Origin of the sequence: Galbibacter kalidii, assembly GCF_026241135.1 — a bacterium.
In the GTDB taxonomy this organism is placed as follows: domain Bacteria; phylum Bacteroidota; class Bacteroidia; order Flavobacteriales; family Flavobacteriaceae; genus Galbibacter.
On record NZ_JAPFGA010000009.1, the window covers coordinates 77,285 to 102,913 of the forward strand.

The 25,629-nt window shown below is 39.6% G+C and carries 24 protein-coding genes; 20 read left to right on the forward strand and 4 right to left on the reverse strand.

The window, feature by feature from the left end:
• Nucleotides 1-4 precede the first annotated feature (4 nt).
• From OOZ15_RS10795 to dnaG, 5 genes are all read left to right on the forward strand, one after another.
• Nucleotides 5-835 carry an ABC transporter ATP-binding protein gene (locus OOZ15_RS10795; protein ID WP_265956419.1) on the forward strand — a complete coding sequence of 277 codons (831 nt, stop codon included), beginning with the start codon at nucleotides 5-7 and terminating at the stop codon, nucleotides 833-835.
• Between the two features lie 43 nt (nucleotides 836-878).
• Nucleotides 879-2,141: an alginate export family protein gene (locus OOZ15_RS10800; RefSeq protein ID WP_265956420.1), complete on the forward strand. Its 1,263-nt coding sequence runs from the start codon at nucleotides 879-881 to the stop codon at nucleotides 2,139-2,141.
• Nucleotides 2,142-2,265: 124 nt separating this feature from the next.
• Nucleotides 2,266-3,312: a dual-specificity RNA methyltransferase RlmN gene (rlmN, locus tag OOZ15_RS10805; RefSeq protein WP_265956421.1), complete on the forward strand. Its 1,047-nt coding sequence runs from the start codon at nucleotides 2,266-2,268 to the stop codon at nucleotides 3,310-3,312.
• Between the two features lie 193 nt (nucleotides 3,313-3,505).
• Nucleotides 3,506-4,483 (forward strand): polyprenyl synthetase family protein, encoded by a 978-nt coding sequence (locus OOZ15_RS10810; protein WP_265956422.1) that lies wholly within the window; start codon nucleotides 3,506-3,508, stop codon nucleotides 4,481-4,483.
• Nucleotides 4,484-4,562: 79 nt separating this feature from the next.
• Nucleotides 4,563-6,566, forward strand: coding sequence for a DNA primase (gene dnaG / locus OOZ15_RS10815; RefSeq protein ID WP_265956423.1), 2,004 nt, complete (start codon nucleotides 4,563-4,565; stop codon nucleotides 6,564-6,566).
• A gap of 32 nt (nucleotides 6,567-6,598) precedes the next feature.
• On the opposite strand, the gene OOZ15_RS10820 is transcribed toward dnaG, so the two are convergent.
• Both OOZ15_RS10820 and nadE read right to left on the reverse strand, forming a co-directional pair.
• Complete coding sequence (locus OOZ15_RS10820; RefSeq protein WP_265956424.1) at nucleotides 6,599-7,228, reverse strand: response regulator; 630 nt, start codon at nucleotides 7,226-7,228, stop codon at nucleotides 6,599-6,601.
• 162 nt (nucleotides 7,229-7,390) lie between these two features.
• A complete protein-coding gene (gene nadE / locus OOZ15_RS10825) occupies nucleotides 7,391-8,179 on the reverse strand; it encodes an NAD(+) synthase (protein WP_265956425.1) in 789 nt (262 codons plus the stop codon).
• A gap of 269 nt (nucleotides 8,180-8,448) precedes the next feature.
• Here nadE and gldB point away from each other — a divergent pair, with 269 nt between their 5' ends.
• The 3 genes from gldB (at nucleotide 8,449) to OOZ15_RS10840 (ending at nucleotide 10,284) form a co-directional block, all read left to right on the forward strand.
• Nucleotides 8,449-9,405, forward strand: a complete 957-nt coding sequence (gene gldB, locus OOZ15_RS10830; protein WP_265956426.1) for a gliding motility lipoprotein GldB — start codon at nucleotides 8,449-8,451, stop codon at nucleotides 9,403-9,405.
• Complete coding sequence (gene gldC, locus OOZ15_RS10835) at nucleotides 9,405-9,740, forward strand: gliding motility protein GldC (RefSeq protein ID WP_265956427.1); 336 nt, start codon at nucleotides 9,405-9,407, stop codon at nucleotides 9,738-9,740. The genes gldB and gldC overlap by 1 nt, the downstream gene beginning before the upstream one ends.
• Nucleotides 9,741-9,813: 73 nt before the next feature.
• A complete protein-coding gene (locus OOZ15_RS10840; RefSeq protein WP_265956428.1) occupies nucleotides 9,814-10,284 on the forward strand; it encodes a DUF4252 domain-containing protein in 471 nt (156 codons plus the stop codon).
• Between the two features lie 14 nt (nucleotides 10,285-10,298).
• Here OOZ15_RS10840 and yihA read toward each other — a convergent pair whose 3' ends face one another.
• Both yihA and OOZ15_RS10850 read right to left on the reverse strand, forming a co-directional pair.
• Entirely contained in the window at nucleotides 10,299-10,901 is a 603-nt protein-coding gene (gene yihA / locus OOZ15_RS10845; RefSeq protein WP_265956429.1) for a ribosome biogenesis GTP-binding protein YihA/YsxC, read from the reverse strand.
• 11 nt (nucleotides 10,902-10,912) lie between these two features.
• The gene (locus OOZ15_RS10850; protein ID WP_265956430.1) at nucleotides 10,913-11,677 is read right to left on the reverse strand and encodes an alpha/beta fold hydrolase; all 765 of its coding nucleotides are present in this window, start codon (nucleotides 11,675-11,677) and stop codon (nucleotides 10,913-10,915) included.
• 455 nt (nucleotides 11,678-12,132) lie between these two features.
• On the opposite strand from OOZ15_RS10850, the gene mraZ reads away from it, so the two are divergent.
• Genes mraZ through ftsA form a run of 12 tightly spaced genes read left to right on the forward strand, consistent with a single transcriptional unit; the run spans nucleotide 12,133 to nucleotide 25,612 of the window.
• The gene (gene mraZ / locus OOZ15_RS10855; RefSeq protein WP_265956431.1) at nucleotides 12,133-12,612 is read left to right on the forward strand and encodes a division/cell wall cluster transcriptional repressor MraZ; all 480 of its coding nucleotides are present in this window, start codon (nucleotides 12,133-12,135) and stop codon (nucleotides 12,610-12,612) included.
• A complete protein-coding gene (rsmH, locus tag OOZ15_RS10860) occupies nucleotides 12,599-13,495 on the forward strand; it encodes a 16S rRNA (cytosine(1402)-N(4))-methyltransferase RsmH (protein ID WP_265956432.1) in 897 nt (298 codons plus the stop codon). Before mraZ ends, rsmH begins: the two co-directional genes overlap by 14 nt.
• 18 nt (nucleotides 13,496-13,513) lie before the next feature.
• Nucleotides 13,514-13,831 (forward strand): FtsL-like putative cell division protein, encoded by a 318-nt coding sequence (locus tag OOZ15_RS10865; RefSeq protein ID WP_265956433.1) that lies wholly within the window; start codon nucleotides 13,514-13,516, stop codon nucleotides 13,829-13,831.
• A 3-nt stretch (nucleotides 13,832-13,834) separates the two neighbouring features.
• The gene (locus OOZ15_RS10870) at nucleotides 13,835-15,844 is read left to right on the forward strand and encodes a penicillin-binding protein (RefSeq protein ID WP_265956434.1); all 2,010 of its coding nucleotides are present in this window, start codon (nucleotides 13,835-13,837) and stop codon (nucleotides 15,842-15,844) included.
• Nucleotides 15,841-17,304: a UDP-N-acetylmuramoyl-L-alanyl-D-glutamate--2,6-diaminopimelate ligase gene (locus OOZ15_RS10875; RefSeq protein ID WP_265956435.1), complete on the forward strand. Its 1,464-nt coding sequence runs from the start codon at nucleotides 15,841-15,843 to the stop codon at nucleotides 17,302-17,304. Before OOZ15_RS10870 ends, OOZ15_RS10875 begins: the two co-directional genes overlap by 4 nt.
• A gap of 32 nt (nucleotides 17,305-17,336) precedes the next feature.
• On the forward strand, nucleotides 17,337-18,578 hold the full coding sequence (gene mraY, locus OOZ15_RS10880; protein ID WP_265956436.1) for a phospho-N-acetylmuramoyl-pentapeptide-transferase: 1,242 nt from the start codon (nucleotides 17,337-17,339) through the stop codon (nucleotides 18,576-18,578).
• A complete protein-coding gene (gene murD, locus OOZ15_RS10885) occupies nucleotides 18,575-19,909 on the forward strand; it encodes a UDP-N-acetylmuramoyl-L-alanine--D-glutamate ligase (protein ID WP_265956492.1) in 1,335 nt (444 codons plus the stop codon). Before mraY ends, murD begins: the two co-directional genes overlap by 4 nt.
• Before the next feature lie 12 nt (nucleotides 19,910-19,921).
• On the forward strand, nucleotides 19,922-21,121 hold the full coding sequence (locus OOZ15_RS10890; RefSeq protein WP_265956437.1) for an FtsW/RodA/SpoVE family cell cycle protein: 1,200 nt from the start codon (nucleotides 19,922-19,924) through the stop codon (nucleotides 21,119-21,121).
• Entirely contained in the window at nucleotides 21,108-22,199 is a 1,092-nt protein-coding gene (gene murG / locus OOZ15_RS10895; RefSeq protein WP_265956438.1) for an undecaprenyldiphospho-muramoylpentapeptide beta-N-acetylglucosaminyltransferase, read from the forward strand. Before OOZ15_RS10890 ends, murG begins: the two co-directional genes overlap by 14 nt.
• A 7-nt stretch (nucleotides 22,200-22,206) precedes the next feature.
• A complete protein-coding gene (gene murC, locus OOZ15_RS10900) occupies nucleotides 22,207-23,562 on the forward strand; it encodes a UDP-N-acetylmuramate--L-alanine ligase (protein ID WP_265956439.1) in 1,356 nt (451 codons plus the stop codon).
• Nucleotides 23,546-24,265 (forward strand): cell division protein FtsQ/DivIB, encoded by a 720-nt coding sequence (locus tag OOZ15_RS10905; protein WP_265956440.1) that lies wholly within the window; start codon nucleotides 23,546-23,548, stop codon nucleotides 24,263-24,265. Before murC ends, OOZ15_RS10905 begins: the two co-directional genes overlap by 17 nt.
• Nucleotides 24,266-24,268: 3 nt before the next feature.
• Entirely contained in the window at nucleotides 24,269-25,612 is a 1,344-nt protein-coding gene (ftsA, locus tag OOZ15_RS10910) for a cell division protein FtsA (RefSeq protein WP_265956441.1), read from the forward strand.
• The last annotated feature ends 17 nt before the right edge of the window (nucleotides 25,613-25,629 follow it).

The following is a 25,629-nucleotide window of genomic DNA, read 5'->3' on the forward strand; positions in this document are numbered from 1 at the left end:
ACAAATGCATACAAAAACAATAAATAACAATATAGGTATCAGCGCCGAGAATGGTATTGTGTACCCCTCCAAGATTATGCTGGATTTAGTTGACCTTAAAAAGGTATATCCTACGCCTAAAGGGGATTATGTTGTACTGAAAGATTTAAACCTTCAAGTAATGAAAGGCGAGTTTGTTACTATTATTGGACATTCGGGTTGTGGTAAAACAACCATGCTCTCAATGATTGCAGGCCTTAATGCGATTTCCGGCGGAAATATATCTGTATTAGGAAAGCAAATTAAGGGTCCGGGACCCGATAGAGGTGTTATTTTTCAATCCCCAAGTTTAATGCCCTGGATGACTTCGCTTCAAAATGTATTATTGGGTGTAAATCAAGTATTTCCGCATGCTACCAAGACGCAACGTACGGATATTGCAAAATACTATCTTCAAAAAGTTGGACTGGAAAGCGCTTTTCATAAAAAGGCTTCAGAGCTTTCCCAAGGGATGCAACAAAGAGTTGGGATTGCCAGGGCTTTTGCCATAAAACCAAAAGTATTATTGCTGGATGAACCCTTTGGAATGTTGGATTCATTAACCAGAGGTGAGCTTCAGGACATTCTCATTGAAATTTGGAACAAAGAAAAAATCACGGCAGTAATGATTACCCACGATGTGGATGAAGCCATCTTTTTGGCCGACAGGGTAGTGATGATGACTAGCGGACCTGAAGCCAAAATAGGAGATACGCTTAACATTGATTTTGAACGCCCAAGAACACGAAAAGCAATTTTAGAACACGATAATTACTACAAATACAGAAAACATCTCATCGACTTTTTAGAACATTAATTACTACAAAAACAAATTAATCCAACCTTAAAAAAACAGAAAAATGAAAAAAATGAAAAAACAATATGCCGTTCTATGCCTTTTATTATTAGGGTGTTTACAATTAACACAAGCACAATTTACCTTAGATGGCGAATTTCGCCCAAGAACAGAATACCGCCATGGTTTTGGTAATATTATAGCTGATTCTACCGATGCAGGTTTTGGTGTGTCAACCCGAATACGCTTAAATGCAGGCTATGACATAGGGGCTTATAAATTTTACCTGAGCCTGCAAGATGTAATGGTGTGGGGTGAAAACAGACAGATATTGCCTTATGATCAGAATAATTCTTTTGCCGTCTTTCAAGCATGGGCAGAAATAACCTTAGGAGAAGGGTTTTCTACTAAATTGGGGCGTCAAGTCATTTCTTATGATGACCAACGTATTTTTGGCGGATTAAACTGGGCTCAACAAGGACGAAATCATGATGCCGCATTGATTCGATATAAAAAAGAAAAATTCATGTTGGATTTAGGGCTGGCATTCAACCAAGATTATTCTCATCCGACAGGTTTTGTCAATAGCGGAACGACTTATAATACCACTGGATTTTTTTCATATAAAACCATGCAATACCTATACTTGAAAAAAGCTTGGGAAAACTTTTCGGGCAGTTTGTTGTTCTTGAATAATGGTTTTCAAGAAGAAGACGGCGTTAGCAATTTACAAACTATGGGGACACATTTAAATTATAAAACAGGTCGTTTGGGGATGGCTGCAAATGCTTTTATTCAGACTGGAAAAAGACAAGGGGAAATCGATGTGGAAGGCGCCTACCTTTTAAGCTTGGATGTATCATACAAAGCTTCAGAAAAAATAGCATTAGGCGGTGGACTGGAAATTATCAGCGGGAATGATGCCGATGCCGGTAAAACAGGGGCCTTTTTTCCTCTGTACGGAACAAATCATAAATTCAATGGGTTCATGGATTATTTTTATGTGGGGAACCATGCAAACAGCATTGGCTTATTCGATGTTCATCTAAGTACTAATATTACATTAAATGAGACGTCAAATCTTCTTGTAAAAGCTTTAAATTTTAGCGGAGAACAAGAACTGTCAAGCGGTAAAAAATCTTTAGGCACAGAGGTAGATGTAGTGTATAAGAAGAAGTTTAAAAATTATAGTTTGGCCTTAGGCTATTCTCAAATGTTTGCAACTGATGGTATGTATGAGTTGAAAGGAATAACCGAAGAAGCCGCTGCCGATCCACAAAATTGGGCTTGGGTCATGTTGGTTGTGAAACCTAAGTTTTTAAATTAGTACAAGACCAATTATCTCAAAGGGGAGGCGAGGTAATCGTCTCCCCTCAGAGGGGTTGGGGGGCAGGATTCTTTTAGGCTAAAGTATTTAATTCTTAATTAGAAGAAACCGTATCTTTGCACCCATGCAAACAACAAAAAAGGACATTCGCGCACTAACCAAGGAACAACTTAGAGACTTTTTCGTCGCTCAAGGGGATAAAGCCTTTCGTGGAAATCAGGTGTATGAATGGTTGTGGGGAAAAGCGACCTATTCTTTTGATGAAATGACCAATATCTCAAAAGAAACCCGCCAAATGCTAGAGGATAATTTTGTGATCAACAACATCAGGGTCGATCAAATGCAGCGCAGTAACGATGGAACGATAAAAAATGCCGTACGATTACATGATGACCTTATTGTAGAATCGGTTTTGATACCCACGCCCACACGAACAACTGCTTGTGTTTCCAGTCAGGTGGGCTGTAGTTTGGATTGCAAATTTTGCGCAACAGCAAGGTTAAAGCGTATGCGAAACTTAAATCCGGATGAGATCTATGACCAAGTGGTAGCGATTGATAACGAAAGCCGTTTGTATTTTGACAAACCTTTGTCCAATATCGTTTTTATGGGAATGGGCGAGCCATTGATGAACTACAAAAATGTGTTGGCTGCTATTGATAAAATCACTTCTCCGCCTCCCGGCGGATTGGGGATGTCTCCTAAACGAATCACAGTGTCTACTTCCGGAGTGCCGAAAATGATCAAAAAACTGGCCGACAGTAAAGTAAAATTCAAATTGGCGGTTTCATTGCACTCTGCTATTGATGAGGTGCGTACTTCCATCATGCCTTTTAATGCTACTTTTCCGCTGAAAGATCTTAGGGAAGCTTTGGAATATTGGTACAACAAGACCAAAAGCCGAATCACCTATGAATATGTAGTGTGGAGGGGGATTAATGATAAGCAGAAGGATGTGGAAGCCTTGGTGAAGTTCTGCAGGTTTGCACCTTCCAAAGTCAATATAATCGAATACAACCCCATAGGTGATGACCACTTCAAACAAGCCGATAGCAAAGCAATCGATATGTATCAAGAGCTCTTGGAGAGAAATGGTATTACGGTTACTGTGCGCCGTTCCAGAGGGAAGGATATCGATGCCGCCTGCGGACAATTAGCAAACAAGTCATAAATTCCTGAACTCCTGCGAAAGCAGGAATATCAATGTTTCCTTCCACAGTGAGAGAAATAATTCCTATGCAACTTGCCTGCCGTAGGTAGGGCAGGAATCTAATCAGCATAAACCATAAACAACCTGTGCTTTTCTACTCAATTCTGAATTTACTATTCACAAATAACAGATAAATACTATCTTTACGCCTTCAATGAAGATAGTAGAGCAAATCAAAGAACCTATACGCCTGGAAATGGAGCTTTTTGAGAAAAAGTTCCACGAGTCCATGTCTTCAAAAGTAGCCTTACTCAATCGTATTACCTACTACATTGTTAACCGAAAGGGGAAACAAATGCGGCCCATGTTTGTTTTTTTGGTAGCCAAAATGGTGGCTGAAGGAAAAGTAAACGAACGTACATACCGTGGTGCCAGTGTTATCGAGCTGATTCATACAGCTACTTTGGTGCATGATGATGTTGTTGACGACAGTAATCGCCGTAGGGGCTTTTTCTCCATCAATGCTCTTTGGAAAAACAAAATTGCAGTTTTGGTCGGTGATTATTTACTTTCTAAAGGTCTATTGCTTTCCATCGACAATGAAGATTTCGATTTGTTGAAAATCATATCCGTAGCCGTTCGTGAAATGAGTGAAGGAGAATTGTTGCAAATTGAAAAAGCGCGTAAGCTGGATATTACTGAAGAGGTATATTATGAGATCATTCGTCAAAAAACAGCCACTTTGATTGCAGCTTGCTGTAGTCTTGGTGCTTGTTCTGTTCATCCGGACTCCGAACAAGTGGAGCAAATGCGGAAATTCGGAGAGTTGATCGGAATGGCTTTTCAGATAAAAGATGACCTTTTTGATTATACTAATGGTCCGATCGGAAAACCGACAGGTATCGATATCAAAGAACAAAAAATGACCTTGCCGCTTATCTATACTTTAAACATAGTGGCTAAGAAAGAACGGGATTGGTTGATCAATTCAGTAAAAACACACAATAAAAACAAAAAGCGGGTAAAAGAAGTGATCGCTTTTGTGAAAGAAAGCGGCGGATTGGAATATGCCACCCAAAAAATGATGGCTTTTAAGCAAGAAGCTTTGGATATTTTAAAAACATATCCCGATTCTCCCTATAAAGAAGCCTTGGAATTGATGGTGGATTATGTGATCGAACGCAAAAAGTAATCACATTGTATTTTATAGGTTTCTCTTTCATGAGAAGAAAAAACAAATCTGTATTTTTATAACCTAAAACTGTACTCTTTTGATATCAAAATCAACCATAGATAAAGTGTTTGACGCTTCTCGTGTAGAAGAGGTGATTGGTGATTTTGTGCAATTAAAAAAATCGGGTTCTAATTTTAAAGGTTTGAGTCCGTTTACTGATGAGCGCACACCGAGTTTTATGGTGTCCCCGGTAAAACAGATATGGAAAGATTTCAGTAGTGGAAAAGGAGGCAATGTTGTGGCTTTTTTAATGGAACACGAACATTATACCTATCCAGAAGCCATAAAATACCTCGCTAAAAAATACAATATTGAAGTCGAGGAAACCGAGCAGACCGATGAAGACAAAGTAAAAGCCAGTGAGCGCGAAAGCATGTTTTTGGTTTCTGAATATGCTCAGGGATATTTCCACAATACTTTACTGAATACAGAATCTGGAAAAGCCATTGGGGGTACTTATTTCAAGGAAAGAGGCTTTACAAAGGAAACCATCGAGAAATTTAAGTTGGGGTATTCCCTGGACCAGTGGGATGTTTTTACCAAGGAAGCGCTGGGAAAAGGTTATCAACTGGAGTTTTTGGAAAAAACAGGGTTGACCATTGTCAAGGAAGGTGCTCCGGGAGCCGATAAAAAAATGTTCGACCGTTTTAAAGGACGGGTAATGTTTCCCATTCACTCCATGAGCGGACGCGTGTTAGGTTTTGGCGGACGTATATTGACTTCGTATAAAAAAGCAGCCAAATACCTGAATTCCCCCGAAAGTGATATTTACCACAAGAGTAAGGTGCTTTACGGCATTTATCATGCAAAACAGGCTATTGCCAAACAGGATAATTGTTATTTAGTGGAAGGATATACCGATGTTATTCAGTTTCATCAAACTGGGATTGAAAACGTAGTAGCTTCCAGTGGAACAGCCTTAACACCTGATCAGATCCGTTTGGTCAACAGGCTTACAAAAAACATAACAGTTCTTTTTGATGGTGATGCGGCCGGATTAAGGGCTTCTTTACGTGGTGTAGACCTTATCCTTGAACAAGGAATGAACGTTAAAGTCTGCACTTTCCCCGAGGGACATGACCCTGATAGTTTTGCCCGTGAACACGATCATGAGGAGTTGGTGGGGTATTTGGAGGAAAATGCAACGGATTTCATTAGTTTCAAGGCGTCGCTGTTGGCCAATGAGGCTAAAAACGATCCGATAAAAAAGGCAGAAACCATTCGCGAGATGGTCAACAGCATCTTTAAAATTCCCGATCGTATACAGCGGGAGGTGTATATTCAGGAATGTTCCCGTATCATGGATATTTCTGAAGAGGTTCTGTATAACACCTTGGCACAAATGGGGAAGAAAGAACTTGCTGATGCCAATAAAAAACACCGACAGGAACGCAAAAAGAATGCGCTAAATGTGGTAAAACACAGTGGGGAGACTGTTGCAGAAAAGGTAAATCAGCTTGATGAACTCGAAAAGTCCATTATAGCTATCCTGTTGTTTCACGGAGACAAAACAGAATCTTTTAACGATGTTTTGCTGGAAGAGGATGAAGAAGGCAACATGGTCGAAAAAGAAGTCGAGGTTGAGATGAAGGTTTATGAAAAAATATTTTTGGATTTGCAGGCCGATGAAACTGAATTTGCTAATGAGAATTTCAGGGATATTTATCGCATCTTGATCGAGATATTGAATGTAGGGGGTGTTTTAAAAATGGATGATTTCCTTCAGAAACTAACACAAGAACAAAATGCCGTTGTTGTCGATATCCTTATGAATGAGGAAAAATATGCATTATCAGACTGGGAAAGCAAAGACATTTTGGTAAAACAAAAAGATATGTCTGTCAGATTGTGGGTTTTTCAAACCATCTCTATGCTACGACTGAAATTACTAAATATGTTGGTGGATGATATTCAAGAAGCGATTGGTGTAAATAACAATGCCGGAGCAGATCAACTTGAGGAAGTAAAAAATTACTGGGAATTAAGGAAAGTGCTATCCTACAAATTTGGATTGGTCACCAATACTACCTTTTACAATTAGGTCTTTCTTTGGATGTGTGGTGGAGGGAGATATTAGTATAGCTCAAGGGCTTTTGCTTGTTGCAGCATATCAACCATATTATCAACATTCAGTTTTCGCATCAAACGCGCTTTGTATGTGCTTACAGTTTTCTCATTAAGTCCAAGTTCTTCTGCAACTTGTTTGTTGCGTTTTCCAAGTGACAAGAGCTTGAGTACTTCCACTTCCCGAGTCGATAATTTCCTGAATAATTTTCTGGGTTTGTTGGTGCTTTCATCAAAAGCAAGGCGTTGTGCCAGTTCGTTGGTGATGAACATTCCGCCACCGGCTACTTTTTTGATAGCGCTCAATAATGTGTCTATCGATGCTGTTTTAGAAACATAGCCAGAAGCACCTGCACGTAAAGTGCTAAGTGCATAAACATCTTCAGCCTGTGCGCTAAAAATCAACACATTGCTGTTTGGAAAATCTTTTTTCAACTTTCTTAATGCAGTGATACCATTCACCTCTGGTATATCCATTTCAAGCAGGATGATATCAGGCTGTTTTATAGAGAGTATGGAAAACAATTCAGACGTTGTGCTTACACTAGCGATTACCTCAACTTCATTACTTTCGTTTAGAGTTGTTTCAAGACCTATTCTTACTATTGGGTGGTTGTCAGCCACAAGAACTTTAACCATAATGACTGTTTTAAAATTAATTATGAGTAAGCCATAACAGGGGCTGGCATGTAAAATGCCCTCTTGAGTTTGGTAAGTATGTCTTTTAGGGTTAACTGGCTAAATGTATATAAAAATAGCGATTAACCAAAAATTAAGTACGAACTTTCGAGTATCTGTTCATTATTTCATGTGAACGGGGATTTCACATACTGGAATAGGGATCATTTTATGCTTATTGTTGTTGTTGAATCTTGTGTAAATGTCGAATACTTCCTTTTTACGACCCTCAAAATCAGAGGATTTTTTGTCTTCATCGGCCATTTTCATAGCCCACTCCAGTTCCGGATAAGAAGCCCCAATTTGGTCTTCATCGGTTCGGTTATCACCCCAAAGTCCATCTGTAGGTGCTGCTTTTTGAATTTCTTCGTTTACATCCAATATGCGGGCTATTTCGTAGATTTCTGTTTTTAAGAGATCAGCAATGGGGCTCAGGTCTACACCACCATCACCGTATTTGGTGTAGAAACCAACACCAAAATCTTCAACTTTATTACCTGTTCCGGCTACCAAATACTTGTGAAGAGCCGCAAAGTAATATAGTGAGGTCATCCTGAGTCTTGCCCTGGTATTGGCAAGTGCCATAAATCGATCCTCTTCGTTGTCAACCGCAGGAAAAGCCTCGACCAAACTATCGAAAACAGGAGTGAGGTTTACTTGTGTAGTGGAAACGTTTGGGAAATTATTTTGTAACCACTGGATGTGATTATTGGCTCTGCTGACTTGATTTTCTGCCTGATGAATAGGCATTTTTAAACATAACAAGTCCAAGCCCGTTTTGGCGCATAGGGTAGAAGTGACCGCCGAGTCGATTCCACCGGAAACCCCTATGATAAATCCATTCATATTAGCTTTTTCAGCATAACTTTTTAACCAATCTACAATGTGATCTATAACCTGTTCTGTTTTCATGTATTCGTTTTTTTAGGTTTCTGAATATGAAGTTGCTTTTTGAAGGCTTACGGTTTCAAATTCAGAAATGACAATATAATCGTTTATAATTTTCAGATTCGATTAACTTTGCAAGCAATTCGGCATAATTCAGTCGTTGTAAATATACATAAATGCAATAAAAAAATTATGCTGGGTTTCTTATGTTCAAATTATTTATTTCAGGGGAAATATAACAGATTTTGAAATTTATAAAAAGCGAAAATATCAAAGGTTTTAAATTTATGTATATGAGGAAAATTTTGGGCTTATTTATTGCAGTTTTGCTAATGGCATGTACTGGAAAAGGCAGAGTGGAGAGCGAAATCGCAAAAATTGATGTCGATGTGCAGATAGACAGATTTGATGAGGCATTTGCCAGGGCAACGCCATCAAATCTCCCGGAATTAAAAAACACATATCCCTATTTGTTTCCTGAACAGTATCCTGACAGTGTGTGGGTCAACCGAATGAAGGATACACTTCAGCAGGAAATATCTACGGAAATCAACAAGGTATTTTCCGGTTTTGAAGATGATAAAAGTGAATACAAGTCTGTTTTTCAGCATATAAAATATTACTTCCCCGATTTTGATCCGCCTAAGATTGTTACCGTTATTTCTGATGTAGATTATAAGAATAGGGTTATTTATGCAGACAATTTGCTGTTGTTGGGCTTGGATAATTATTTAGGAGCCGAACACCGATTCTATGACGGGATACAAAACTATATCAAGAAAAATTTTATCGCAGATCAAATCCCTGTTGATATATCGAAGACTATAGCCAAAAGTAAAGTGCGCCCACCGGGGAGTCGAACTTTTCTCGCCCAGATGATATATTACGGTAAGTTATATTATGTGGTCGATTTGTTTGTCCCTCATTTACCTAATGAAAATAAAATAGGCTATACGGAAGGGGAATATCAATGGGTCTTGACCAACGAAAACTACATATGGCGGTATTTTGTAGAGCGGGAATTGCTCTTTTCTACCGATTCCAAACTGTCGGAACGCTTTATTCATCCGGCGCCATTTTCCAAGTTTTATTTACAGCTCGACAATGAATCACCGGGGCGATTGGGACAATTTATAGGTTGGCAGATCGTGAATGCATATATGGAAAATAATGAAGTATCTTTGCAGCAAATGTTGAATACCCCGGCTGAAGAAATTTTTAATAATTCGAAATACAAACCAGAAAAATAATGGCTAAAACACATAAATCTGATATAAAACTTTCTGTTGAACTCGACGAAAATAAAATCCCTGAAAAACTGCATTGGACAGCCCAAGATGGAGGTGTGGAAAATGAAGCTGCTAAAGCGTTTCTACTTTCAGTTTGGGATAGCAAGCAGCAGGAAACCCTGAAAATCGATCTTTGGACTAAAGATATGCCGGTCGATGAAATGAAAGTCTTTCTTCATCAAACTCTGGTGTCGTTGAGTGATACCTACTATAGAGCGACACAGGATGAAAAAATGACGGCTACGATGAGGGATTTTTGTGATTATTTTGCTGAAAAGCTGGAGTTGAAGAAATAATATTGATTTTTAAGGCTGTGTAACAAAACGCCGACACATTCGTCATAAAATTGTAACCCGTAACATTTTTGTGATGAAAAAATTAACTTTCCTTGCGTTTGCCTGTATTTTTCTAGTGTCCTGTGGTGCTTCTACGCCCTATGATTCTTTTAGAAAAGAAAATAAAGAAGCAATTGCTTTTTCTTTAAGTGCTTCCAATTTTTTGGCTAGTTTTTTTGTTGATAAAGAAGATATGAAAGAGCTGAAACAAGTTGTAGGAGGAATTTCCAAATACAGGATTTTGGTCGGAAATGAAGAAAATGCAGCTGAACTGGATGCGGATTTTAAACGGTTTGTCAAAAGAAAAGGCTATGAGTCGCTTTTTTACATTAACGATAAAGGGGAAACCATAAATCTGTATTTTTACAAAAAGAGAAATAAGGTTCGTGAGCTTATTTTTAAAGTTGGTGGAAGTGATGATTTTGTGATTATCAGTGCTGAAGGAAATATTAAATTTAAGGATATAGACCGATTGGTAAATCGAGCAGTGGTAGACGCACACTGATTTTTATCGACAGCTTATTTTATTTCTTGATTGATCTGATCGATATAATTTAGTACTTCTTCACGTCCCAACCCGGTAGATGAGGAGGTGACAAAACAATTAGGCGCTTCTTCCCAAATTTCTGCAGTCATTACTTCTAAATATTGCTGAACCTGACGTTCGATAGCCTTTGGTTTCAATTTATCAACTTTGGTAAAAATAATGGAAAACGGAATTTGATTTTCTCCCAACCACTGCATGAATTCCATATCAATTTTTTGAGGTTCGTGACGGATGTCGATTAGTACAAATGCTGAAACCAACTGCTGACGGTGTTCAAAATATTGAGTGATAAATTTCTGAAATGTATTTTTTAGTTTTTTAGAAACCTTCGCATAGCCATAGCCCGGTAAATCGACTAGATACCAACGCTCATTGATCTTAAAATGATTGATAAGCTGTGTTTTTCCGGGTTTCCCCGACGTTTTTGCTAAGTGCTTCCGCTCGGTAAGCATATTAATGAGCGAAGATTTTCCAACATTCGACCTGCCAATAAAAGCATATTCGGGAATAGGCTCATTGGGACACTTTTTTACATCCGAATTACTTATGACAAAAGTAGCGGACTTGATCTGCATAGGTCGTTTTTTTAAAATTTTCTTTCCTTCAACCAACCATTGAGGATTGTATTGAAATCGTTTGGATGTTCCATCATTGGTGCATGTCCGCATTTATCAATCCAATAAAGATCGGAATCGGGTAGGAGTTCGTGAAATTCTTCAGCAACACTCGGTGGGGTTACGTTGTCGTTTTCCCCCCATATAATACATGTCGGAGTATGCATATGTGGCAGATCCTTGGCCATGTTGTGTCTAATGGCACTTTTGGCAATGGCAAGTGTTTTGACCAATTTTTTCCTGTCGTTTACGGTTTCAAAAACTTCATCGACAATCTCTTTGGTAGCTACAGCAGGATCGTAAAAAACATCCTCACTTTTTTTCTTGATAAATTCATAATCGCCTTTTTTGGGGTAGCCATCTCCCATGGCGTTTTCATACAAGCCAGAGCTTCCGGTGATAACAAGCGCTTTTACCTTCTGTGGAAAAAGCTTTGTATGTAGAAGTCCGATATGACCTCCAAGGGAATTCCCGAGGAGAATAACCTGATGTAGGTTTTTATATTCAATAAATTCCTCTAAAAAATTAGCGAAATTCTTAACATTAGTTTTAAGTAGAGGCATGCTGTAAATAGGCAATTCCGGGATCAATACCTTATACCCGTTAGCCGAAAAATGATCGGCAACAGCATCAAAATTGCTCAATCCACCCATTAAGCCGTGCAATACAATAATGGGGGTTCCCTCTCCAACCTCCAGATAAGTGTATTTACCTTCCTTCTTTAAATCGTGTATCATTAAGGGTTAGTTACATTTCTTCGAAACAAATATAGGTATTTCGAACTTATAATAAACTATTTCAATCTCACTAAGTAGGTTTAACCTGACAGCCCTGTCTTTGCTGGCTGGCAGGCACCAGGCAAGTTTTCTCCCCCCGAACCGTCGGGGTCATGTTGATATGAGCCAAAGTAAATTTGTTTGATTACCTCTTGTCCCGATAACTATTGGGATGCCCCGAAACAGTTGATTGTTGCCTGAAAAACATACTTCGTTGAAAATCGTAAAAGTATGATTTTTTACCATTTGAGCATAGTGAAAAGGGTTATTAACAATTTTATAACTATTGGATTTACGGCAGTTTATCTATAAAACCATGGAATTTATCAACAAAGTGGTAAAAAGTGACAAAAAGTGGTAAAAAGTGGTAAATAATTCTCTATATTTGGAAAGTTAACATTAAAACAAAGCCGTTAGTGATCCATTTTTCAGAAGAATATGAGTGTAAGGCAGATAGCAAAGGGCGCATCATGGTGCCGTCTTCTTTGCGTGCCAAATTAGCGCCCATTCTTCAAGATGGATTGGTGTTAAAACGCTCTATTTTTCAAAAATGTCTTGAGGTGTACACCATGGCAGCTTGGGAAAAGGAAATGAAGCAGGTTGGAAAATTAAATCGCTTTATCAAGAAAAACAACGATTTCATACGTCAGTTTACTGCTGGGGTGAGAGTGGTTGAGATCGATGGGAGTGGAAGGCTTTCTATTCCGAAGAACTTGATGGTCTATGCTGGTATTGAAAAAGGAGTAGTGCTCTCTGAATCGATAGACAGAATTGAGATTTGGGATAAGCAACAATATTATGATGTGCTTGATGCGGGAGCAGATTCTTTCTCCGATTTGGCGGAGGATGTAATGGGCGGATTTGATGTAAATGAAAATGAAGATGGAGTATCATAATCCGGTATTACTGAAAGAGACGGTCGATGGTTTGAATATAAAAGAAGATGGGGTGTATGTGGATGTCACTTTTGGGGGTGGCGGACACTCCAGGGAGATTTTGAAAAGACTTGGAGAACATGGAAGACTGTTCGCTTTTGATCAGGATGAAGATGCGGCGGAGAACGCGATAGATGATGAGCGGTTTGTATTGATCGGACAGAATTTCAGGTTCTTGAAGCGTTTTTTGAAGTTTTATAAGGTCACAGAGGTCGATGGAATTTTAGGTGACTTCGGGGTTTCTTCACATCAGTTTGATGTAGCAGAACGGGGCTTTTCAACACGGTTTGATGCTGGGCTCGATATGAGGATGAGTAAAAAGAACCCAATCTCAGCTTTAGAAGTGGTCAATGATTATGAAGAAGCTGATCTGAGAAGCGTGTTGGGTTTGTATGGAGAGTTGAGAAATGCCGGGGCAATTGCCAAAACCATAGCTGAGAAAAGAACGGAGCAGCCAATAAAAACATCAGAAGAGTTGAAAAGTGTGTTGCGTAGATTTTTGCCAAAACACAAAGAACATAAGATTCTGGCGCAAATTTATCAAGCGATACGGATCGAGGTAAATCAAGAGGTGGAGGCGTTGAAAGAGTTTTTATTGCAAACACCGGAAATGTTGAAAAAAGGAGGTCGGCTGAGTTTGATAAGCTACCATTCACTGGAAGATCGGTTGGTAAAACGATTTATAAGGAGTGGGGAATTCGAAGGGGAGCCTGAAAAGGATTTTTACGGGAATATAGATGTTCCTTTTAAAAAAGTAGGGAAACTGATAACGCCAAACCAAGAAGAAATAAAAGAAAACAACAGGGCACGAAGTGCAAAACTGAGGATTGCAGAAAGATTGTAGAAAAGAAAAAGCAGCGATATGAAGAAAGGGATATTGGATTTATTGAAAGGAAAATTTTTGGTAAGCGAAGATTCTGTTAAGAATTGGCGCTTTATGCTTTTTGTGTCTGTGTTGGCTGTGGTTATGATATCCAGTGCACACCGGGCCGACAAGAAAGTGCATGAACTGGCAAAATTGAATGATGAGGTGCTGGAGCTCAGAAGTGAGTTTGTAGATGTCAGAACCAAAGTACAGCAAGTAAAATTAGAATCAAATGTAGGGGCGAGAGTATCAGCATCGGGTTTAAAACCTTCGTTGGTTCCGCCGAAAAAAATAATGGTAGCCGATAAAAAATAGAAAATGCCAATTACCGATAAAAACATATTAAGCCGATTGTATTTTGTAGCCGGATGTATGTTTTTCTTCGCTTTGGCTGTGGTGGTAAAACTGATTACCATTCAAGTGGCAGATGGAGAAAAATATAGGGATCTGGCAGAACAACGTACCATTAAAAACTTCACAATCGAACCCAAAAGGGGGAATCTGTATTCTGATAACGGGAGTCTGTTGGCAACTTCGGTGACCAAATACGATATTCGTTTTGATGCGGTGACACCGCAACACAAAGTTTTTGAAGAGCACATCAAACCCTTATCAGATTCTTTGTCGAAAGTGCTTGGAAGACCGTCTTCTTATTACCAAAACCTTTTACGTATTTCCAGAACCAATAAAAACAGGTATTTGCTGATTGCACGTGATCTCGGATATACCGATTATATCAGGGTAAAGAATTTTCCGCTTTTCAATTTAGGTCCGTATAAAGGGGGGATTATCGTAGAGCAGGAAACCAAACGTGAATATCCGTTGGGAGGAATGGCACACCGCAGTGTGGGCTACGAGCGTGTGGATGACCAAGGGTATTACACCCGTGTTGGATTGGAAGGTGCTTTTGGGGATTATTTAAGAGGAAAAGAAGGCCACAGGCTAAAACAGAAAATCGCAAAAGGACAGTGGAAACCCATTACAGATTATAATGAGGTTGAACCTAAAGACGGTTATGATGTGGTTTCCACCATCAATGTGAATATTCAGGATATAGCACATCATGCTTTGTTGAGTCAGTTAGAGAAATATAAGGCCGACCACGGCTCAGTGGTGGTGATGGAAGTGGCAACCGGAGAGATAAAGGCCATATCAAATCTTGGGAGGACAAAAAGTGGAAAATATTACGAACGCTTGAATTATGCGATTGGAGAATCGCATGAGCCGGGTTCTACCTTTAAGTTGATGTCTATGATCGCTGCTTTGGAAGATAATGCAGTAGACACAAGTGATGTGATCGATACTGAAAAAGGAGTGATTTCTTTTTATGGGAAAAAAGTACGCGATTCAAAGCATGGTGGTTACGGGAAAATTTCAGTTTCTGAAGTGCTGGAAAAATCTTCCAATGTTGGGATGGTGAAAATCATAGATGGCTATTATAGAAATCAACCTGAAAAATTCGTTAACCGTCTTTACAATATGGGGCTTGACGAAGAGCTGGGTTTACCAATTAAAGGGGAAGGAACACCTATTATTCCGCATCCTAATGATAAAAGTAGGTGGAGTGGTATTGCGTTACAGTGGATGGCCTATGGTTATGGGGTTTCCTTTACGCCTCTACAAACGCTTGCTTTTTACAATGCGGTAGCGAATGATGGTGAAATGGTAAAACCGCGTTTGATCAAAGAAGTTAGGGAGTGGGATAAGGTTATTTATGAGTTTGATAAAGAAGTGCTCAATCCGTCGATATGTTCCAAGGAAACCATTAGAAAAGTAAAGGCAATGCTTGAAAATGTGGTGGAGAGTGAACACGGAACAGGTCACGGCCTGTATTCGCCCAATTTTTCCATGGCTGGAAAAACCGGTACTTGTCAGAAAGATTACAGGGATAAAAGCAAGTTGAACTACATCTCGAGTTTTGCAGGTTATTTCCCTGCCGACAATCCGAAATATTCATGTATTGTGGTGATCCACGAACCGGATAAAAGTGTGGGGTATTACGGAGCCGATGTTTCCGGACCTGTATTTAAAAGCATCGCACAAAAAATATATACCAACTCACCTTTGATAGATACCATCGAGGAGTTGGATAAAGAACGAGATGAAGTTGAAAAAGATTACGAAGCCTATTATGCCAAGCTGAGAAAGCAGTATAAGGAAATGCCAAATGTAGAAGGAATGAGTGGAATGGATGCAGTTTCCCTTCTAGAGAACATGGGGTTGAGAGTAAAAGTTGAAGGCGAGGGTGCCGGAAAAGTAAAAAGCCAATCCGTTAAAAGCGGAGAAAGTATAAAGTCGAATCAAACAATTGTATTACAATTATCATGATGTTGTTGAAAGACATATTGTATAAGGTGAATATCAATGCGGTGGTCGGGAATACGGCAACCCACGTTAATGATATTCATTTTGATTCGAGAAAAGTGTCTTTAGACGATGTTTTTGTAGCAATACATGGAACTGTTTCAGACGGACATGATTATATAACCAAGGCTGTAGAGGCGGGAGCCATAGCTGTTATTTGTGAAAAATTACCGGAACAATTGGTCAATGGAGTGACCTATGTTGAGGTTGAAAATTCGCATAGGGCCTTGGCTATAATGGCGGCCAATTTTTATAAGAACCCGTCGCAGAACCTAAAGTTGGTCGGAATAACAGGAACCAACGGTAAAACCACAGTAGCGACCTTGCTTTATGAATTGTTTAAAAAAGCAGGATATAAAGTAGGATTGCTTTCAACAGTAAAAGTATTGGTGGACGGAAAGGAGTATAAAGCCACACACACCACGCCGGATTCTATCACCATCAACAATTATTTAAGCCTGATGAACGATACCGGTGTCGAATATTGCTTTATGGAGGTGAGTTCGCATGGAATTCATCAGGAACGTACAGCCGGATTGCATTTTTCGGGGGGGGTTTTTACCAACTTGACACATGATCATTTAGACTATCACAACACTTTTGCTGAATACAGGGATACCAAGAAAAGATTTTTTGATGAATTATCGGGTTCGGCATTCGCATTAGTGAATATTGATGATAAGAATGGCCTGGTTATGTTACAAAACACCAAGGCTAAAAAAATAACCTATGCCTTGAAATCGTATGCGGATTATAAAGCGCAGATTTTGGAGAATGAGTTTACAGGGTTGTTGCTGAAAATTGATGAAAATGAAGTTTGGTCGAAATTAATCGGAAGTTTTAATGCCTACAATTTGTTGGCAATCTATGCAGTGGCAGATCTTTTTGAGCTCAAAACCCTGGAAACACTTCAATATATAAGTGAGTTGGAAAGTGTGGGTGGACGGTTTCAATATTTTATTTCAGAAAACAAGATAACTGCCATTGTGGATTATGCACATACGCCTGATGCGTTGAAAAATGTTTTGGAGACCATCAATGCCATCCGCACCGGAAATGAAAGTTTGATCACAGTAGTGGGTTGTGGTGGTGATCGCGACAAGACAAAGCGTCCGGTGATGGGGAATATCGCTTCGACCTTGAGTACAAAGGCCATTTTTACTTCAGATAATCCGAGGACGGAAGATCCCGAGAAGATCATCGAAGAAATGGAGCAGGGTGTAGAACCTCAGAATTTTAAAAAGACAGTTTCTATCACAAATAGAAAACAAGCCATAAAGACCGCCTGCCAGTTTGCGCAGACCAACGATATTATCCTGATTGCCGGAAAAGGGCATGAAACCTATCAGGAGGTAAACGGAGTTCGAAAGGATTTTGACGATATGAAGATTGTAAAAGAATTATTAACACATATTAAAAAATGATGCCGCCTCGGGCGGATCAATAAAAACTTGATATGTTATACTATTTGTTTGAATTTTTAGATAAGAATTATGATCTGCCGGGAGCGGGACTGTTTCAGTTTATCACGTTCAGGGCTTCTGCTGCTGTTCTTCTGTCACTGTTGATTTCGACGATCTATGGTAAAAGGATCATCAATTTCTTGAGAAGAAAACAAATAGGGGAAAGTGTAAGGGAATTAGGGCTCGAAGGTCAGGCTCAAAAAGCAGGTACCCCAACCATGGGAGGGATCATTATTATCATGTCTACTTTGATTCCTGTATTGCTCTTTGCCAAGCTGGACAATATCTACATCATTGTGTTGATCATTACCACCATTTGGATGGGACTCATTGGATTTGTAGACGATTACATCAAGATATTTAAAAAAGACAAGGAGGGTTTAAAAGGAAGATTTAAGATTCTGGGACAAATCGGTATCGGGATTATTGTGGGAGTAACCTTGTATTTCCATCCGGAAGTAACCATAAAAGAAGAGTTGAAATCGCCTGATATTGAGGTGATCACAGAAAACACAAACATTGCAGCAGCACAAGCCACCTATGGCGAAGAACAAAAATCAACCAAAACCACCATCCCGTTTGTCAAGGATAATGAATTTGATTATTCCGAGTTGCTGGCATGGATGGGAGATGATTATAAGGACTATGCTTGGTTGATCTTTATTCCGATCGTGATTTTTATCATCGCCGCAGTATCAAACGGAGCCAATCTCACTGATGGAATCGACGGATTGGCAGGAGGAACATCGGCGATTATCGTGCTCACGCTGGGGATTTTTGCATGGGTTTCGGGTAACATTATCTTTTCAGACTATTTAAACATTATGTATATCCCAAGAGCTGGTGAAATTACGATTTATATTGCCGCTTTTGTGGGAGCATTGGTCGGATTTCTGTGGTATAATACCTTTCCGGCACAAGTATTTATGGGAGATACGGGAAGTTTGACTATAGGCGGGATTATTGCGGTTATAGCCATTGCCATCAGAAAAGAATGGTTGATTCCTATTCTCTGCGGAATATTTCTGGCTGAAAACCTATCTGTGGTTTTACAAGTGGGCTATTTCAAATACACCAAAAAGAAATTTGGCGAAGGAAGAAGAATTTTCCTGATGTCGCCCCTGCATCACCATTATCAGAAGAAAGGATATCACGAAAGTAAAATAGTAACCCGTTTTTGGATTATCGGAATCCTCTTGGCGGTAGTTACCATTGTAACCTTAAAAGTGAGATGATGCGCTTGATAGTTTTAGGCGGCGGAGAAAGCGGCATAGGAACAGCCGTACTGGGGAAGAAAAAAGGGTTTGAAGTTTTCCTTTCAGATAAAGGAAAAATAAAAGAAAAGTATAAGGACGTTCTTAAAAATTTTGAGATTGATTGGGAAGAAGAAATGCATACAGAAGATAAAATTCTGAATGCAGATCTGGTGATGAAAAGCCCCGGAATACCCGATAGTGTTCCCTTGGTGAAAAAACTCAGGGAAAAAGGCGTGAGGGTTATTTCTGAAATTGAATTTGCATCACTTTATACCGATGCAACCATCGTGGGGATTACAGGAAGTAACGGAAAAACCACAACCACCATGTTGACCCACCATATTTTGAAGCAAGGCGGATTGAATGTAGGAATGGCAGGAAATATAGGCGACAGCTTTGCACAAATGGTGGCAGAAGAGGATAAGGATTTTTATGTGCTTGAGATCAGTAGTTTTCAGTTGGATGGTATTGAAACGTTCAAACCCCACATTGCAGTGATCACCAATATTACGCCCGATCATTTGGATCGATATGATTACCAATTTGAACATTATATCGCCTCCAAATTCAGGATAGCAATGAACCAAACGGAAGCCGATTACCTTATTTATGACGCCGATGACGAGGTGATCACAAAATGGTTGGAAGAGCATCCCGTGAAATCAAGATTATTGCCGTTTTCTCTTAATAAAAAGATTGAAAACGGTGCATATATAGAAAAAGGCAAGATTATAATTAACATAGATAAACAGCAAATAGAAATGTCGACAGATACTTTAACATTAGAAGGAAAGCACAACTTGAAGAACGCAATGGCGGCTTCAACGACGGCGCAATTACTTAAAATAAGAAAAGCGACCATCAGGGAAAGTTTGGAGAATTTTCAAGGTGCAGAACACCGATTGGAAAAGGTGTTGAAAATTCAAAATGTTGAATATATCAACGATTCCAAAGCGACCAATGTCAATGCGACTTTTTATGCATTAGACAGCATGAATACACCTACCATATGGGTTGTTGGGGGGCAAGACAAAGGGAACGACTACTTGCCTTTGATGCCGTTGGTAAGAGAAAAAGTAAAGGCTATTGTTTGTTTAGGACTTGATAATGCCAAGATCATTGAGACTTTTGGAAGTGTAGTCGATTTTGTTGTAGAAACTACATCGATGCATGATGCTGTGAAGATCAGTAGTGAAGTTGCTGAAAGAGGTGATACGGTGTTGCTGTCTCCGGCATGTGCTTCTTTTGATCTTTTTAAAAATTATGAAGACCGGGGAAATCAGTTTAAAGAAGCAATTCGAAATCTATAGAAACAAAAGAAAGTGAAGGAATTATTCAAAAATATTAAAGGTGATAAAGCCATTTGGGCCGTTGTAGGCTTGTTGGCCCTGTTTTCCTTTTTGCCGGTTTACAGCGCCAGTACCAATTTGGTGTATGTGGTCGGTAACGGAACTACCTTTGGATATTTGTTGAAACACGCCATGCTGTTGTTCCTCGGATTGGGGATTATCTATGCCGTTCATAAAATTCCGTATCGATATTTTAAAGGACTGTCCATTATAGCGATGCCTATCGTAATTCTGTTATTGATTATCACCCTTGCTCAGGGCACTACCATAGGAGGGGCCAATGCGAGTAGATGGATTCAAGTGCCGCTTGTAGGGATTACTTTCCAGACATCCACTTTGGCATCAATCGTTCTGCTGGTCCATGTAGCGAGATACCTTTCAAAAATAAAAGACACTAAAGTTGGGTTTAAGGAAACCATTGTACCGTTGTGGCTACCGGTTTTTTTGGTGTTGATTTTGATCCTTCCTGCGAACTTATCGACCACAGCTATTATCTTTTTTATGGTGCTTTTGTTGTGTTTTGTTGGAGGCTATCCGTGGAAATATATATTGGGGATTGTTGGTGCAGGCTTATTGGCACTCACTATGTTTGTGTTGACGGCAAAAGCCTTTCCGGGATTGTTTCCAAACAGGGTAGATACATGGATTAGCAGGATTGAAAATTTTACAGATGCTGAAGATACAGAAGCCGATTATCAAATAGAAAGAGCCAAAATTGCCATTGCAACCGGAGGGGTTGTAGGTGTTGGTGCCGGAAAAAGTGTTATGAAGAATTTCCTGCCCCAAAGTTCGTCCGACTTTATTTATGCGATTATCATCGAAGAATATGGACTCGTAGGAGGCTTGATTTTGGTGCTGATATACCTGCTTTTGTTGTTTAGGCTTGTGATTGTAGCCCATAAATCAGAATCTACCTTTGGGAAACTGCTGGTCATAGCCGTTGGCTTGCCCATAGTTATACAGGCATTTATCAATATGGCTGTTGCGGTGGAGTTGTTTCCGGTGACCGGCCAAACACTCCCCTTGATAAGTAGCGGGGGAACGTCTATTTGGATGACTTGTCTTGCCATAGGAATCGTCTTAAGTGTAAGTGCAAAAAGGCAGGAGGAAAAGGAAATTAAAGAAGAGTTGAACAGTCAAAATCCGTTGGATATTTTAAGTGAGCAATTATAGGTTTATCATATCGGGAGGAGGAACCGGGGGACATATATACCCGGCCATTGCAATAGCAAACGAGCTTAAGTTTCGCTATCCGGAGGCTTCGTTTTTGTTTGTGGGAGCCCGGGATAGAATGGAGATGGAGAAAGTCCCGCAAGCCGGTTATGAGATCATAGGCTTGTGGATTTCCGGAATCCAGCGAAAGCTTACGCTGAAGAATTTGATGTTTCCTTTTAAACTGATCAGCAGTATATGGAAGGCCAAAAAAATAGTGAAGAAATTCAAGCCTGATATCGCCATAGGAACAGGGGGTTATGCAAGTGGTCCACTATTGAAAGCCGCTGCGGGAAAAGGAGTGCCTTGTGTGTTGCAAGAGCAAAATTCCTTCCCTGGAATTACCAACAAGTGGTTGGCAAAGGATGTGAAGAAGATTTTTGTGGCCTATGATGGTTTGGAGCGTTTTTTTCCGGCGGATAAAATCGTGAAAACAGGAAATCCGGTCCGTCAAGATCTGTTGGAAATAACGGATAAAAAAGAAGAAGGGTTAAAATTTTTTGAGTTGGATGACAATCGTAAAACACTGTTTGTCATGGGTGGAAGTTTGGGCGCTCGAAAAATTAACGAATTGGTCGAAAAAAAGCTGAACTTTTTTAAGAAAAAGAACGTACAACTTATATGGCAATGCGGGAAACTGTATTACGAAGAGTACAAAAAATACGATAGCAAATCAATAAAAGTAAAAGCTTTTATCAACGATATGAATTTGGCATATGCATCGGCAGATATGATCATTTCCCGTGCTGGGGCCAGTTCGGTTTCTGAACTCGCCATTGTAGGGAAACCGGTTATTTTCATTCCGTCACCCAATGTTGCGGAAGACCATCAAACCAAAAATGCGCAGGCAGTGGTCGATCATCAGGCCGCAATTTTGATAAAAGAAAACGAGCTTGATTCGGTATTCGAATCTCAATTTTTGTCAGTATTGACTTCTGAAGAAAAACAAAAGGAGTTGGGAGCGAATTTCAAAAAAATGGCTTTGCCAAATGCCACAAAAGATATTGTGGATGCCATTGAAAAATTAATAAAGGAATAAAGGAAAGATGAATTTAAACAAGATAAATAACGTTTATTTTTTAGGCATAGGAGGCATTGGTATGTCTGCTTTGGCGCGTTATTTTAAATTCATTGGAAAAAATGTTGCCGGCTACGACCGCAACGCTACCGATATAACAGACGGGCTGCAAGCGATTGGGATAGACGTTCATTTTGAAGAAGACATCGAGAAAATATCTGAAGTTTTTACAAATAAAGAAAACACCTTAGTTGTTTATACTCCTGCTGTACCCAAAACACATAAGGAGTATGTTTATTTTTCTGAAAACAGCTTTACGATTCAAAAAAGAGCTGCGGTTTTAGGTTTGATCACCAAAGACACCTATTGCTTTGCAGTGGCAGGAACTCACGGAAAAACAACAACGAGTGCCATTTTAGCCCATATTTTGAAAGAGACCGGCACTCCCATAACAGCCTTTTTAGGAGGTGTTTCAGAAAATTTTAACACCAATTTTATTATTGAAGGGAATAAATATACCGTTGTAGAAGCCGACGAATTTGACCGTTCGTTTTTACACCTATCGCCAACTGTGGCATGTATCACTACTATGGATGCCGATCATTTGGATGTTTACGGTGATGAAGTTGGTATAAAAGAGGCCTTTGTTGAATTCACTAAAAAACTAAAGTCCAAAGGGAAGCTTTTTGTGAAAAGCGGACTTCCGATTGACGGAATCACCTACGGAATAGAAGACAAATCAGATTATACAATCAACAATATAAAGATAACTGACTCAACCTACCATTTTGATTTAAAAACTCCTACAGAATTCATTGAAGGAGTTCGGTTTAACAAGCCTGGAAAACACAACTTGTTGAACGCATTAGCAGCATTGGCGATGGCGGCAACTATAGGTACCCCCCTAAGCCGCCTTGCCGACGCGCTATCTAGTTTTAAAGGAATAAAAAGAAGGTTTTCTTATCAGATCAATGAGAAAAACCTGGTTTATATCGATGATTATGCACATCATCCTACAGAAATTGACGCTGTTCATGAAGCCGTTAGAAGTGCACACCCCAACAAAAGGGTAACGGCTATTTTTCAGCCACATCTGTTTTCGAGAACAAAAGATTTTGCCCCTGAATTTTCAAAGAGCTTAGCTTGTTTTGATGAAATTATTTTACTGGACATTTACCCTGCCAGAGAAGAACCTATGGAAGGAGTCACATCCGACTGGTTGCTTGGGATGATAAAACATCCCGACAAACAGAAGGTGACCAAAGAAGAACTTCCGGAAGTATTGAAAAAAAGTACTTCACAGGTTTTTTTGAGTATTGGCGCGGGAGATATTGGACAAGAAGTTAATTCCATAAAAAAGACGTTAAGTGAGAAAATACAGTAGTTACATAAAATTATTGGCAGTTTTCCTCCTGTTGGGATTCTTATATTCCTTTTCAAACAAGAGGAATGATAAACGCATGTCGAGCAAGAGTTGTCAGATTGAATATCTGGATGATGGTGGTTTGTTTATCACCAGAAATTCAGTTAATAAATTGTTGATACAAAATGAAGACACCACTTCGAGCGTATCCAAAGAAAAATTAGCTTTGAATAAAATGGAGAAAACACTCAATGCCAACGAGATGGTTCGGAAGGCAGATGTGTATGTATCTATAAATGGGGAAGTTGGAGCAAAAATACTTCAGCGCACGCCTATAGTGAGGGTTGAAGGACAACAATCGTTTTACGTAGACAGTCAAGGCAAAGAGATGTCATTGTCTCCTGTATATTCAGCCAGAGTGCCTTTGGTAACCGGTTCCGGAATAAAAAAGAACTTGTCTGAATTGTACGAACTGGCAAAATTCATAAGAGGCGATGAATTTTTGAAGAAGAATGTTATCGGGATTCACCAAGAGGGAGATCGCTTTGAATTGAAAATGCGAACCGAAGGCTTTATTTTGAAAGTAGGGAAGGTTGACAATCTGGAATCTAAATTCAATAATTTCAAAGCATTTTATCAGAAGGGATTACACGATAAAACGCTAGATCAGTATAAGGTTGTAAACCTCAATTTTGAGAATCAGGTTGTGTGTACCAAAAAATAAATTATGGAAGTTACTAGATACGCTGTAGGATTAGACATAGGGACCACTAAGATAGTGGCGATGATTGGCCGTGAGAATGATTATGGTAAACTTGAGATATTGGGTGTCGGCAAATCCAAAAGTTTAGGGGTACACAGAGGTGTGGTAAACAATATTACACAAACCATTCAATCGATACAACAAGCGGTTCAGGAAGCAGAAAGTGTTTCCGGACTTAAAATAGAGGATTGTGTGGTGGGTATTGCCGGACAGCACATCAGAAGTTTACAGCACAGTGATTATATCACCAGATCAGATTCTGAAGAAGTGATCAATGAAGAAGACTTGGATAAATTATGTAATCAAGTTTATAAGTTGGTGATGTTGCCGGGAGAAGAGATCATCCACGTGTTGCCACAGGAATATAAGGTAGACGGACAAGCAGAGATCAAAGAACCCATTGGGATGTATGGTGGACGTTTGGAAGCCAATTTTCATGTGGTTGTAGGGCAGGTTTCTTCCATCAGGAATATCGGAAGATGTGTGAAAAGCTCAGGTTTGGATCTGGCAGGGATCACATTAGAGCCTCTTGCCGCTGCCAATGCGGTGTTGAGTCAGGAAGAAAAAGAAGCCGGTGTGGCTTTGATCGATATAGGAGGAGGAACAACCGATTTAGCTATTTTCAAAGACGGGATCATCAGGCATACGGCAGTGATTCCTTTTGGCGGAAATGTGGTTACCGAAGACATCAAAGAAGGTTGCTCTATCATAGAAAAACAAGCAGAGCTCCTGAAGGTGAAATTCGGTTCAGCCTGGCCGGGAGAAAACAAAGACAACGAGATTGTTTCCATCCCCGGATTGAGAGGGAGGGAGCCTAAAGAAATAACACTGAAAAACCTGTCGAAGATCATTCATGCCAGAGTGGTAGAGATTATCGAACAGGTGTATATGGAAATCAAAAATTACGGGCATGAAGAACAAAAGAAAAAACTGATTGCCGGTATTGTGTTGACAGGAGGAGGGAGTCAGCTCAATCATTTAAAGCAGTTAGTGGAATACATCACCGGAATGGATACCAGAATAGGATATCCGAATGAACACCTGGCCGGTGATTCCGATACTGAAGTGGCCAGCCCGGTATATGCCACTGCAGTGGGATTGGTTATCAATGCTATTGAGCAGCAGAAGAAAAACAATCCGAGTCCTTCCATTAAAACCGAAAAGAAGGAAGCGAAAAAAGAAACACAGCAAGAACAAACCGAAGATAACGAATCAACGCCCCAAACAACTGAACCGCCAAGAGAGCGTAAAAGCTTTCTTGAGAAATGGTCAGAGAAGTTAAAAGATTTCTTGGATAATGCCGAATAATGGCTCTTTCCGGGAAA